Below are 12,692 nucleotides of genomic sequence, written 5' to 3'. Positions count from 1 at the left end.
CGGATTTTTATTTAAAATTAAATTTTTATAAGATCCCATAACGACTTAAAAAGTGACTTAGATACTTCATCAAAATCTTTACCTGCATAATATGAAGCTATTGGAAGGCCCTCAAATATTGCACAAAATTGAATTGCTAGAATTTCGGGATTTATTTCTTTTCGAATTTCCCCTAATTTTTGTGCTTTTTTAATCCGGATTACTACTTTTTCAAAGATATTCCCATACAATTTTCTGTTTTCTTCCCCAATTTGTGGGAAACTTTTTATGGCATTTGAAAGGGGGCCCAAATATAATGAATTAGAATGTTTTTCAACACCTTCTTCAAAATATCTATTTCGAAGAAATAACATTTTTTCTGCAAATTCTTTTATTGCCTCTTTAAACGGCCCATCTTTTTCAATGCAAGACATTACAATTCTTTCATTTTCACGCAGGACTAAAATCATTGTTTCTATAAACAAATCCTCTTTTCGTTCAAAATGATGGTAAAGCCCGCCCTTTGAAATTTTGCATTCATTTGCAATTTCTAAAAGAGACGTTTCAAAATACCCCTTTTTAAAAAAAATCTCCCTTGATTTTTCTAAAATCATTTCACGAGTTACCATTTTTTTACCCCATGTTCCGTAGTTACTTCATCGATACTTATTAAAATAAATTTTGGTTTTATTTTTCGAATACCTAACTTAAAAATAATCTTGAAGATAAATTACTTTATTGATATCACAATTTCATATTAACAATAATTTCATATTAACAATAAAATGTTATAGGAAACATTAAATCGTTTGAATAAAATAGTAATATGGGGGATATATTGTTAAAGGGATATTGTTTTTAATATCAAAACCACCCCTGGTAACCTTTAACTCCCCCCTTTTTTAACGATATTTTACTCCATTTTTAAAGTTTTTTATGTTTAGTTTTAATTTCTTTACAAATATCTTTTTATATATGTAAATATTATTAATTACTATTTTGTCATAAAATTAATTAATAATAATTACATATTTATAAAAATATATTTTAATATAGCTTTTTAGATAAAGTATAAATACATTGAACACTAAAACAGAATGATACTTCCGTATATTTTATTTTAAAAGGAAATAACATTCCGATATATCAGGTGAAAATCATGAAAAAACAACTATTTGGAATATTGTCGTTAATATTCCTGTGCGCCATATTTTCAGGCTGTATTGGTAATTTAAGTAATGATAAAGTAATTCATGCATATGTTGGAGCAGGAATGCAAGGGCCAATGGATGAAATAGGCGTAGAATTTGAAAAAAAATACGGAATCAAAGTAGAATACGATTATTCAGGAAGTGGAGCACTTTTATCAAAAATTATCATGTCAAATAAAGGCGACATATTCATGCCTGGAGACTATTCTACAATTTACCGGCTTCAAGAAAAAGAAATGATTAAAGAATATTCAAACGTTACAAAGCATATTCCAGTTATTATTGTCCAAAAAGGGAATCCAAAAAATATTCAGGGAATAAGAGATTTAGAAAAAGAAGGTTTAAAAATTGCAGTTGGCGAAGAAAGTATTGCTATTGGTGCAGTGTTTCCAAAAATACTTGAAAAAGCAGATAAAAATGGGAATATATCTAAAAATGTAAAAAGTAACGTTGTTGTAAAAGGCATAACTGTAAAACAGGTTTTATTCTATGTTTCAGAAAAGACAGTTGACTGTGCAATAATTTGGAGAGCCGATGCACTTACCTTACCCGAATCAGTAGATATAGTGCCAATCGAAAGTGAATATAATATAATAAAAACCGTACCCATTTCAATATTGGGTACAACAAAAGACTATGATAGTTCAAAATTATTCTACGATTACGTAAATAATGAAGGAAAAGCTATATTCAAAAAACATGGATTTATGGTAATTGAATAGTTGGGGCGTATTATGAAAAACAATGATTTTTTAAAGTTTTTTTCATTTTCCTCACTTCTTATTTTCAGTTTATTGATAATTTCAATTATAATGGCAATTATTTCAAATATAACTGCTGAAACACTTTTTTCAGCAATATTATCCAAAGAAATACACTTTGCAATAAAATTAAGTGTATTAACTGCAAGTATTGCAACAATTTTTGGCGGTATTTTGGGCATCCCTACAGCATATGCACTTGCAAGATATGAATTTAAGGGGAAATTCCTAATAGATAGCCTTGTAGAACTTCCAATAATTCTTCCACCGTTAATTACCGGTTTTGCACTTTTGGTATTTTTTGGAAGTACTGAATTTGGAAGATTTATTTCTGAAAATATCATTGATGTTTTATTTACACCAAAGGGAATCGTTGTTGCACAATTTTTTGTTGCAACGCCATTTATAGTTAGGACTTCAAAGTCGGTTTTTGAAAGCATTGATGAAAAATATGAACTAATTGCACAAAGCCTTGGGTCAAAACGTCATGAAAGTTTTATAAATGTAATACTTCCAATGGCAAAAAATGGAATATTTACGGGCCTAATTTTGGCTTGGGCAAGGAGTATCGGAGAATTTGGTGCAACAGTAATGCTTGCAGGGGCTACAAAAATGAAAACAGAAACTCTTCCAATAGCGGTTTTTCTAAACATTTCTCTTGGAAACTTTGAAAAGGCACTTGCTGTTTCATTTATATTTTTAGTTGTTGCAATAACAATATTAAGTATTCTAAAGATGATTTTTAATAATGGTGAAAAAAATGATAGATTTTAAATTAGAATTGGAAAAAATTGCAAAAGAAAATAACTTTTTAAACGAAACTGTCGAAATAAAACCTATTAATATAGATTTAAAATCAAAAACAATTAATGATTATCCACTAATGAATGGGAAAGAATTTTTATTACGTGCTTTCTTTAAAAATTCGGTCGGAGATGCATTTACAGATAATTTGGCCGAATTTAAAGGTAAAATTTCAGATGTAATCTCATCAAAAAACAATCCTATGATAATAGCAACGCTAAATGCGGTGATGAGGCATTTAAAAATTATAGAAAAAACTGAACATTGTAACAAAGATGAACCAGAGCTCTGTGCAAAGGAACTTGAAACTTATCTTTTAAACTCAGTTGGTAAAGACGTTAAAATTGGCATTATTGGGTATCACCCTGCAATAATAAAACAGATGGTTTTAACTTTTGGAAAAGAGAATGTAATTGCAACAGATATGGATCTTGAAAACATTGGTAGAATTAAACAGGGTATTTTTATAATGCATGGCGAAATGAACGAATATCTGGTAGAAAATTCTGACATTATACTGTCTACTGGAAGTACCGTAGCTAACGAGACGCTTTTTGAAATTTTAAATTTTTCAAAAAAATACGGTAAAAAAATAATTTTTTATGGAACCACTATTGCATGTGCTGCAGAAATACTGGGTTTAGAAAGATTTTGTGCACTTGGTAAATAAATCTTTAAAGAATTATTAGGGGTTTTAAACTTTATTTTACTAAATTATAATAAAAAAAAGGAAAAATTATGCTTTCGATTAGGAATTTAAAAAAGAAACTTAGTAATTTTGAAATTAACCTTGAAAACTTAGATATCAAAGATAATGATTACTTTGTAATACTTGGTTTAAGTGGTAGCGGTAAAACAACAATTTTAGAAATGATTGCAGGATATAAAAAACCAGATTCCGGTAAAATACTGCTTGATGGTGAAGATATTACGAATAAACCACTTCACGAACGAAAAATTGTTCTTTGTAATGGAAAATATCTTTTCCCCCATCTATCGGTCAGAAAAAACATTGAATACGGCATAAAAAATTTAAAAAAATCTGAAAGAGACGTTAAAGTAAATAAAATTTCTAATCTGTTAAACATTTCACATTTACTCGATAAAAACCCTAAAAAAATAAGTAGTGGCGAACAGCAACGGGTTGCACTTGGAATGGCACTTATAATGGAACCAAAGATAATACTGCTTGATGAACCGCTTTCTTCACTTGATAGGTTAATTCACGAAAAATTACTTTATGATTTAAAGGAAATACATACGTCTTCAAGTGTTACCTTCATTCATGTTACCCATGACTTTTTAGAAGCAGTTGTCCTCTCAAAAAATATGGCAATTGTTAAAAACGGGATAATTGAGCAGTCTGGGACATTAAAAAATATTATTAAAAATCCAAAAAATATATTTGTTGCCCAATTTTTAGGAGTTAAAAATATTTTGCCAATTGGTAAATTAAAAGAGAATAACACTTCAAATACATTAAAAACCATAAAAAATGAAATTGAAAATTTATCTGAAAATTCTTTAATAGGAATATTTTCAAAAGACGTTAAAATCCTACCAAAAAATGTTTTAGTACCATTTAATACACATAATGGAAAAATAAAAAATATTTTTGAAGAACCATTCAATTCCAAAATAACAATTGAATTTAACGGTGTAGACATTATTTCAGAAGTTTCGAATACGAAAATTATCAAAAATCCGTTTAAAAAGGGGGATTCGATAAATTTTTACATTGAATCATATTCAATAATAGGGGGTAATTTTTAAAGTAATGGAATAATTAATGTAGTTATCAAAAATTACAAAAAATTTAGACAATGTTTTATCGAAACTATCTAAAATCCAAAATCACTACAAAAATTTAAAAAAGCCCCTTAATAATTTAAAAAAAGTACATATGGATAAAAAATTATGTTTTAGTTTTTGCAGTTGATGAAAATATAAATACTATTATACTTTCCAAAATTTCTTTTTAAAATAACTTGTTTTCGGGTAATTTAACTACTAGTAAAATTTTAAAAATTGTTTCATTAATTTTAGGTCTTGACTTTAAACATAATTTAAAATCATGTAATTCACCTTTTAATACATTATTGATTTGTTAACGATAAAAAAGTTTAAAAATAAAAACGTGAAATATTAGTTAATCCATTAGTTTATTAGTAATTATCAAATCCGGTGATTTTTTTGGATGAACTTTTAGCTAAAAAAGGAATAATTGAAGCTTTAGAGTATATTGGTAGTAAGGGGTTTTCCGAAGTCATTTCAACAAAAGAAAATACCAAAATAAGTTCTGAGGATATTGCAAAACTTATCAATTTTAATATAATTGAAGTTACAGTAAATGATAAAACCGTGCTATTTAACATTTCAGACGAAGGTAGACGAATTTTAAAACTTTTTAACAATAAGTAGTTTTTTATAATTTTTTATTTCTTACTATTTTCTAAGTTTATAGTGGACATATTTTTATACGTATAGATTATTCTTTATAAGTATAATCTTAAATATTTTAACGCATTATCAAGGTGATTTACGTGAGAACAAGTAATCCAGCACTATCTGAAAGTGTTTTTAGAGAATTTAATAACTATGGGAATGAATCAATGACTATTAATGGGACCGTTAATAAAACATTGATTTCGCTAGCAATAGTTTCAATTTCTGCATTTTTTGCATGGGATATGATATTTTTAAGTGCATATTCTGGACTTATCATGATACTGGCCCCAATAATGGGATTTGTTATTGCAATTATAACCATATTTAAAAAAGAATGGTCAGGTATAACAGTTCCTATTTATTCTATTTTTCAGGGGATTTTTTTAGGGCTAATATCTGGATTTTTTGAGTTATCTTACCCAGGAATTGTATTTCAAGCAGTTTTAGCGACTTTTGGAGTATTGTTTAGCCTACTCTTTGCATATAAATTAAGAATAGTTCGTGCAACTGAAAATTTTAAGCTCGGTATTGTTGCTGCAACAGGCGGAATTGCACTAACTTATATAATATCCATGATTTTAGGATTTTTTGGAATTTCCATACCGTTAATCTTTGGTAGCGGGCCAGTTGGAATACTATTCAGCCTTTTTGTTGTAATAATCGCTGCTTTAAATCTTGTTTTAGACTTCGATTTTATAGAGCGGGGCGAAAGATACGGCGCACCAAAATACATGGAATGGTACGGGGCATTTGGCCTTATGGTAACTTTAATATGGCTTTACTTGGAAATATTAAGGCTCCTATCTAAATTAAGAAGTAGGGATTAATTAAATTGTTAATGGTAAAATTCTTTAATTAGTAATTAACCCATATTTTTTTAGTTCATATTCTGTCATATAATGCATTCTAAATGACGGGGCAGATTCTATCATAAACCAGTAAAATTCATCAGATATGCCCATTTCTTCAAAGTAGTCTAAATATACCTTGTGATAAGGGTGGTTTTTTGGGAGTATTGATGCATCGTCAATTATATTATTGCTCCAAGAATGAACCCCAACTATTGCACCGGATTCAACCGTCCGATTTATCCCTGCACAGAAAAATACCGTTCCTCCAGATGCAATGTAGCCATTTTTGGGAACATGAGTATTTAATCCATTTTTACGGACAATTTTTCCGGCTTCAATTGTTTTCCAGCTATTTTTAGATCCCGGAACATTTAAAAGAACGATTTTATTTACTTTTGGATAGTCATGTATTAGAGTACTTACTTTTTCCACTATATCTTCATTTATAACTCCAACCATTATAGCCTCACTTCCTCGAACTTCAAAAGTTGCAGGATTTGATTTTTGAACGTGCCCAGAAATTTTTTCAGAATAATAAACGGTAAATCCAGTAAATACTAAAAGTATAACAAAAAAACCTGTTAGTTTTTTGATAGTCATCTTATCATCCATAGAATTTAAAATTTAAATTAAAATTAACCCCATAACTTATTTAAATACCATTTTTTTACTATAGTTTTAAAAATTCAAGTGAAATGGAATTAATACAGTATCTTTTTCCAGTGGGTTTTGGCCCATCGTCAAAAACATGTCCTAAATGTGCGTTGCATACTGCACATACTACTTCAGTTCTTTTAATATTGCATGAATTATCTTGAATGCATATTATACTTTCTTTTAATATTGGTGCATAAAAGCTTGGCCAACCTGAACTACTATCATATTTTGTGTTAGGGCTAAATAATTCAGATTTACAGTTTGAACATAAATATGTTCCTTTTTCTTTATTATTATAGTATTTTCCAGAAAATGGAGGTTCAGTTCCTTTTTTTCGAGTAACTAAAAATTGTTCAGGCGTTAAAATCTCTTCCCATTCTTTTTCAGATTTATTAACCTTTTTCATAGTTATAACTCCAAGTTATATATTGTAACACCAAATCGATTTTAAGATTCTTAAATTAATTTATAAATTTATCAGTATAAATTATTTTTTAGTTTTTCATTACTTTTAAATATTATTAAAAGGGATATTATGTAAAAACAGCCCAAAATTTGGACTATTTAAGTATTGTTCATACGGTAAAATCTTTTAGCGTTAAATTTTTTGTTTAATTTACGTTTAAAGCTAATTAAATTTAAAATTAAAGAATATGACGTTTGGGTGAAATTTTGATAGAATATTCAAACTTATTTTATTTTATAAGTACATCAATTGTGTTGACCCTTTTACCCGGCCCTGACATTTTGTTTGTAACCGTTCAAAGCATTTCAAATGGAAAAAAAGCAGGTATTTTAACTGCATTTGGACTATGTACGGGATTAATTATGCATACTATTGCTGCATCAGTTGGAATTTCAGCAATAATATATAATTCTGCACTTGGATTTAGTTTAGTTAAGTACGTTGGAGCAGCATACTTAATTTACCTTTCAATTAATGCACTTTTTGAAAAAAATGGTTCTAATTTTGAAAAAACAGTAGTTAAAGAGCCAGTAAATTTATATAGAAAAGGAATTTTCATGAATTTATTAAACCCAAAAGTTTCACTTTTCTTTTTAGCATTCCTCCCGCAGTTTGTAAATTCTGATTATGGCAATATACCCATTCAAATGATAATATTGGGAATTATTTTTACGATTCAAGCAATTTTAATTTTTTCAGCCGTTTCAATTCTTTCAAATGCTGTTAGTTTAAAAGTATTTGAAAATAAAAAATTCCAAAAATATGTCTGCCCATTAAAAGCAAGCGTTTTTGGAATATTGGGAATTAAATTAGCATTTTTTGAACGGTAATATAATAGCGATATTATTGTAAAAATAAAACAATATTATTGTAAATATCGTAAAAATAAAAATTAATTTAAAAATAAAGAATATATTTCAAACATAAGTTACTCGTTTTTGATAATATTTTTAGTCAGCCTACCTTACCATACTATAAAGTGTATTGCAGCACACTGTCCAGGGTAACTTAAAAGCTGGATTATTGAAGTGTATGTAACAATATCGTCTATTTTTACGTCACTTAGATTTCCAGAAATAATTGTATCGTTAGTAACAGTCACATAACAAAGACTGTTTTCCCCTTCAATTAAAAATCGTTTATATCCATTCATTTCCCCAATTTCAAGTACTTTTCCAGTAGTTACGATCTCTTTTGGATAGTATATTAATGAATCCGCATTTAATATTGGTGGAAGAGACTTTGTCATTACCCCATTATATTTAACCTCAATTAACCCGCCAACTGAAATTTCTGATTTTGAAAACTCCAAAAATTCAATTTTGGTATCATTTTGTACGTTTACTACATATTTATTACCATTACCGCCAATTATATGTAATCTTTCGTACTTTTCAAAAGATTCTATGAATTCTATAACTCCAACAATTTTTTCGTGGTTTTTTTCACCATTTTCAAGTACGTTATTATCTAAATTAGCATCTTTTGGAAAAAATGCAAAGCTTGCTACAATCAAGCAGCAGCAAAATGCTAAAAGTACGCCAATTAACATATTATTTTTTTTCATGATATACCTCAAAATTATCTTGTGTTCAAGTTAAATTCCTACTTAAAACAATATAAAAATAAGGATTTTGTTCGAGATACGCCGAACAATGTTTAAATCAATTTAAATTTCATTAATAATACGATTAAAAAATATTTTTAAATAAAAATAGTATCTAGGTATAAAATTCTTTAGTTGAAATTTCTATTTCTTTAATGTTTTCACCATATAACGTGCAGTAAATTTTAGTACGAGTATTTTTAGGAATTTTTAAAACTGTTTCTACTTCTAAAGTACTCCCTTCAGAATAATCTCCAAGATTTAATGTCTGGTATGATGTCCACATATAATTTTCTACATTTTCAAGTTTTGTTGCATAAATATCTAATTTCAAGTCTTTTGCAATTCCTGAACCGATGTGTTCAATATTGCACCGTACATTGTAGTATTCATAAAATCTATCTTGACCTATTTTTTGGGCGTAAAATTCCATATGCATCCTAGGAATTTGAATTAAAGGTCGTACTATAGCATTTTTTCCAAAGTATTCTTCAGGAATTTCCCCGATATCCCAATTTTTACCGGTTGTTTCAAGATAGTAGTAGTTATTACCATTATACTGGTAATAAGTACCATAAATACCCTTACCCCCCCTAATCCCGATAGCCATGTGTCTTGGAAGTTCAAGTAGTACTACATCATATCCGAGTTCATTTAAAAGTGCAGCAGCCAGTATTGATGTATCTTCACAGTCTCCACCTATATTTACGAGTGTTTCTATCGGATATCTAGGGTACTCATCATAACCTGTTGTAACGTCATCTGAGGCGTATTCAAGGGATTGCACAAATGAAATTATGAATAAGACAGTATCGTAGTCAGAATAATTTTTTTGTTTTGAAACTTCCTTAAAACTTTGAACCATGTAGTTTAAATACGTTTTATCGTAGTCAGAAAGTGCATATTGTGCATAGTTGTCTTCACGATTATGAGGTTTATTAGAATAATATTCAAAAGCCGATTTTGGGATTTTTAAGTCCCATGACCACTCATCCCCATTATAATTCCATACGTATGTACGAATATAATACTCATCAATTTCGTTAATTTCTTGATTTTTAACTTCATTGCCTAATTCTTCGCTTCTTTCAAAGGAATTTAAATCTATTGGAACTAAAATTTCACTTGAAACATTATTTTGGTAGTCAAAAAAATCATTCAAGTCCAAAATACATCCACATAGCCCTGTAAAAAGTATAATACAGCATATAACGATTTTTTTCATCGTAAATCCCTTTAGCCACTAGTTATTTTTTGAAGTTTAAAATACGTTAATTTAATATTGATTTTAAAGGATTTTAAAATTCGTGGTGTATATATTTATATTTAAAAACGGTAATTTAAAACTACACGTTTAATCGAAACATGGTGAAATTATGACGGATGTCGCAATTGGAATTTTTGGTGACTTTGAAGATGCAGGTAAAAATATTGCAAAAAAAGGAACTTCTACGGATATTACGCTTTATAATTACAAAAATGGCGATGATTCAGCAGTATTTATTGAACCTACGAGGTATCCTGAGAGAATTCATCCATTAATATATGCTATTAATATGATGGACTACGCTCTAGTATTTATTGATGAAATAAAGCCCGAAATTGGGGAAACACTTTTAACACTTAATTTATTTGGTGTTGAAAGGGGTTTTTTTGTTGTAGGGGAATACGTTGATATAAACCAGCTAAAATCTATTATTTCAAACACATCTATGAAAAACTTTGAAATTTTAGAAAAGGACTACATAAAAATAAGGGAAAAAATGGTGAAGCTTCCAGAAGTTGAAAAAAGTAGCGAATACGTAAAAATCCCGATTGACCATTTTTTTTCGGTAAGAAGCGTTGGAACAGTAATATTGGGAAAGGTAGAAAAAGGAAATGTTTCTGTTCATGATAATTTAAGAATTTATCCTAAAACCGCTAAAGCCATGGTAAAGAGTATTCAAGTCCATGATAGGGATGTTAAAGAAGCTAAAACAAATTCAAGAGTCGGTCTTGCATTAAAAGGAATTGATGTTGACGATTTAGAAAGAGGCCTTGTTCTTTCAAACGGAAATTTAAGCGTCTCAGATAAAGTTGAACTAGAAATGACTTGGAATCCGTACATGACTAAAGAAATTATTTCTGGAGAAGGATACCAGATAGTCGTTGGATTACAGACGGTAAGCTGTAAAGTCGATTCAAAGAATGGTAACAGATTAAAATTAAGCCTTTTAAAACCCGTATGTTATGAATCAGGCGATATATTTGTGCTATTGGATGGAAGTGCAAAAGTAAGAGTTTTGGGTGTTTCTAAGATATAATGCCCTTGAAAACGTTTTTAAATATTTATTAAAATTAATAAGATTAAATATTAAATTATGTTTAAGATATAAAAATAATATGTTTTAATTGTTTTTTACGTACATACCTTATATTTTTAGCCCCCTATTCCTAATTTTACGTCCCTATTCGAATAGGTTCAGATAAATCTTTTATCAACCGCATAACTGAAAATGCAGCAAGTGCAGACGTTTTTGGATTATCCTTACAAGGGTTATTTTCAACACATGTTTTAATTGTTCCAATTGAGCCCTTAACTAATATTTCGTGCCGGTTTACAATTAAATTGGGGTCTGCAATAATTTTAACCTTTGCGGGATATTTAGAAGCTAGTGAAAGTACTACTGAAACATTTATGTTTTGGGGAAATTTTGAAATAGCTTCGAAAACATTTCCTTCGAAAACCACTTTTGGTTCCGTTATTTCCTCAGGTTTCAGCCCCAAATCTAGTATTGCATCTTTTAATCCCATAACTGGTTTTGTTGTTGTTAAGGTAACATCAGATATTTGACCTAATGATCCTGCCTTAATTGCATCAATTCCTGCAACTGCACCTGATGGAACATATATTTTTTGGTTTTTTTCTTCAGCAAGCTTATAAAGATTCAAAAACAATTTTTTATTAGCAAAAGCCCCTACACTCATTATTATAACATCTTTTCCACTTAAGATAGATTTTAATACAGTTTCTTCGACTGCACTTACTGATGCACATTCCAAAATTAAATCGAGATCTTTTGATACAAGTTCGTCAATTGAAACACAGGATTCTGCCCCAGTTTCTTCTGAAAGTTTTTTTGCTTTTTCATAATTTACATCATAAAACGCCAAAACCCTTGCTTTAGGTATTCTTTCCGAAAGCAGTGCTTTTGTTATAAGTGATGCTACTGCACCACAGCCTACAATCCCGACTTTTAACATTTTTAACCCCAAGGGCGTTTGATAAATTAAAATTTACCTGTAATAGGAGGTTTTATTAAAATAATGTTCCCAATTGCGGAGATTAGATTAAATGGCAGTACTATTTTCTTTGTAGGATCATCAATAGTTTCATTTAAGCATCCGCTTGAAACATCAGTAATAACAATACCACTTATTGCAGCCTTATCGGTATCAACCATTGCATCGTATACCTTTCCAACATAAATAGCCTCAGTTGTGTATATTTTTTTGTTTAATAAGTCGCTAATTTTGATTGCCATATTATTCCTCCTTTTAAACTCATTTTCATAATATAAACAATATTATATAAACATTTATTAATCTATAATATTTTTAATGTACTTAGTTTATATGTTTTATTAATTGTTTTCAAGGTGAAAGTTATGCCTATTAACTATACTAAATTTTATTTTGAAAAGGACGGGGATATTTGGGAAAAAATCGTTCATGATAAAAATTCTGCTGAAATACTTGGAATAATAAGAAATGCCGTCATGGTTGAAGGATATAAGCTTATAAAATGGGAAGAATGGATTTCTGAAAAAAAGATTTAATTTCAATTTTAAATTTCATAGTTGCATGTTTAAGTTTTTGCTACTTAAAGTAATTAAATAGATTATTAATTTTAAAACAGCTTTTTAAAGA

Annotated in this window: 16 protein-coding genes; 9 read left to right on the top strand and 7 right to left on the bottom strand. The window is 28.9% G+C overall.

Annotation, left to right across the window (positions count from 1 at the left end):
* Positions 1 to 17: 17 nt before the first annotated feature.
* A complete protein-coding gene (locus MEVAN_RS08320) occupies positions 18 to 608 on the bottom strand; it encodes a TetR/AcrR family transcriptional regulator (RefSeq protein WP_012066426.1) in 591 nt (196 codons plus the stop codon).
* A 530-nt stretch (positions 609 to 1,138) separates the two neighbouring features.
* Between MEVAN_RS08320 and modA the strand changes: the two genes are divergently transcribed.
* From modA to MEVAN_RS08290, 6 genes are all read left to right on the top strand, one after another.
* Positions 1,139 to 1,912: a molybdate ABC transporter substrate-binding protein gene (modA, locus tag MEVAN_RS08315; protein WP_012066425.1), complete on the top strand. Its 774-nt coding sequence runs from the start codon at positions 1,139 to 1,141 to the stop codon at positions 1,910 to 1,912.
* Between the two features lie 12 nt (positions 1,913 to 1,924).
* Entirely contained in the window at positions 1,925 to 2,725 is an 801-nt protein-coding gene (locus tag MEVAN_RS08310) for an ABC transporter permease (protein ID WP_012066424.1), read from the top strand.
* Positions 2,712 to 3,425: a Rossmann-like domain-containing protein gene (locus MEVAN_RS08305; protein WP_012066423.1), complete on the top strand. Its 714-nt coding sequence runs from the start codon at positions 2,712 to 2,714 to the stop codon at positions 3,423 to 3,425. Before MEVAN_RS08310 ends, MEVAN_RS08305 begins: the two co-directional genes overlap by 14 nt.
* Positions 3,426 to 3,493: 68 nt before the next feature.
* Positions 3,494 to 4,528, top strand: a complete 1,035-nt coding sequence (locus tag MEVAN_RS08300) for an ATP-binding cassette domain-containing protein (protein ID WP_012066422.1) — start codon at positions 3,494 to 3,496, stop codon at positions 4,526 to 4,528.
* A 420-nt stretch (positions 4,529 to 4,948) separates the two neighbouring features.
* Positions 4,949 to 5,176, top strand: coding sequence for a hypothetical protein (locus MEVAN_RS08295; RefSeq protein WP_012066421.1), 228 nt, complete (start codon positions 4,949 to 4,951; stop codon positions 5,174 to 5,176).
* A 122-nt stretch (positions 5,177 to 5,298) separates the two neighbouring features.
* A complete protein-coding gene (locus MEVAN_RS08290) occupies positions 5,299 to 6,030 on the top strand; it encodes a Bax inhibitor-1/YccA family protein (RefSeq protein WP_012066420.1) in 732 nt (243 codons plus the stop codon).
* Between the two features lie 24 nt (positions 6,031 to 6,054).
* Here MEVAN_RS08290 and MEVAN_RS08285 read toward each other — a convergent pair whose 3' ends face one another.
* Positions 6,055 to 6,654: a COG3904 family protein gene (locus MEVAN_RS08285; protein ID WP_048059187.1), complete on the bottom strand. Its 600-nt coding sequence runs from the start codon at positions 6,652 to 6,654 to the stop codon at positions 6,055 to 6,057.
* Between the two features lie 70 nt (positions 6,655 to 6,724).
* Positions 6,725 to 7,117, bottom strand: coding sequence for a peptide-methionine (R)-S-oxide reductase MsrB (msrB, locus tag MEVAN_RS08280; protein WP_012066418.1), 393 nt, complete (start codon positions 7,115 to 7,117; stop codon positions 6,725 to 6,727).
* A gap of 266 nt (positions 7,118 to 7,383) precedes the next feature.
* On the opposite strand from msrB, the gene MEVAN_RS08275 reads away from it, so the two are divergent.
* The gene (locus MEVAN_RS08275; protein WP_012066417.1) at positions 7,384 to 8,007 is read left to right on the top strand and encodes a LysE family translocator; all 624 of its coding nucleotides are present in this window, start codon (positions 7,384 to 7,386) and stop codon (positions 8,005 to 8,007) included.
* 134 nt (positions 8,008 to 8,141) lie between these two features.
* Here MEVAN_RS08275 and MEVAN_RS08270 read toward each other — a convergent pair whose 3' ends face one another.
* Together MEVAN_RS08270 and MEVAN_RS08265 are read right to left on the bottom strand one after the other, a co-directional pair.
* The gene (locus MEVAN_RS08270) at positions 8,142 to 8,744 is read right to left on the bottom strand and encodes a hypothetical protein (protein WP_012066416.1); all 603 of its coding nucleotides are present in this window, start codon (positions 8,742 to 8,744) and stop codon (positions 8,142 to 8,144) included.
* Between the two features lie 154 nt (positions 8,745 to 8,898).
* Positions 8,899 to 10,008 carry a hypothetical protein gene (locus MEVAN_RS08265; protein WP_012066415.1) on the bottom strand — a complete coding sequence of 370 codons (1,110 nt, stop codon included), beginning with the start codon at positions 10,006 to 10,008 and terminating at the stop codon, positions 8,899 to 8,901.
* A gap of 151 nt (positions 10,009 to 10,159) precedes the next feature.
* On the opposite strand from MEVAN_RS08265, the gene MEVAN_RS08260 reads away from it, so the two are divergent.
* Entirely contained in the window at positions 10,160 to 11,086 is a 927-nt protein-coding gene (locus tag MEVAN_RS08260; protein WP_012066414.1) for an EF-Tu/IF-2/RF-3 family GTPase, read from the top strand.
* A 136-nt stretch (positions 11,087 to 11,222) separates the two neighbouring features.
* On the opposite strand, the gene MEVAN_RS08255 is transcribed toward MEVAN_RS08260, so the two are convergent.
* Together MEVAN_RS08255 and MEVAN_RS08250 are read right to left on the bottom strand one after the other, a co-directional pair.
* Positions 11,223 to 12,026: an aspartate dehydrogenase gene (locus tag MEVAN_RS08255; RefSeq protein WP_012066413.1), complete on the bottom strand. Its 804-nt coding sequence runs from the start codon at positions 12,024 to 12,026 to the stop codon at positions 11,223 to 11,225.
* A gap of 26 nt (positions 12,027 to 12,052) precedes the next feature.
* Positions 12,053 to 12,307: a PRC-barrel domain-containing protein gene (locus MEVAN_RS08250; protein WP_012066412.1), complete on the bottom strand. Its 255-nt coding sequence runs from the start codon at positions 12,305 to 12,307 to the stop codon at positions 12,053 to 12,055.
* Positions 12,308 to 12,430: 123 nt separating this feature from the next.
* On the opposite strand from MEVAN_RS08250, the gene MEVAN_RS09005 reads away from it, so the two are divergent.
* A complete protein-coding gene (locus MEVAN_RS09005; protein ID WP_198002518.1) occupies positions 12,431 to 12,601 on the top strand; it encodes a hypothetical protein in 171 nt (56 codons plus the stop codon).
* Positions 12,602 to 12,692: the final 91 nt, after the last annotated feature.

It is taken from the genome of Methanococcus vannielii SB, assembly GCF_000017165.1.
Taxonomy (GTDB): domain Archaea; phylum AGJL01; class Methanococci; order Methanococcales; family Methanococcaceae; genus Methanococcus; species Methanococcus vannielii.
This window is presented reverse-complemented; position numbering and strand designations above follow the sequence as displayed.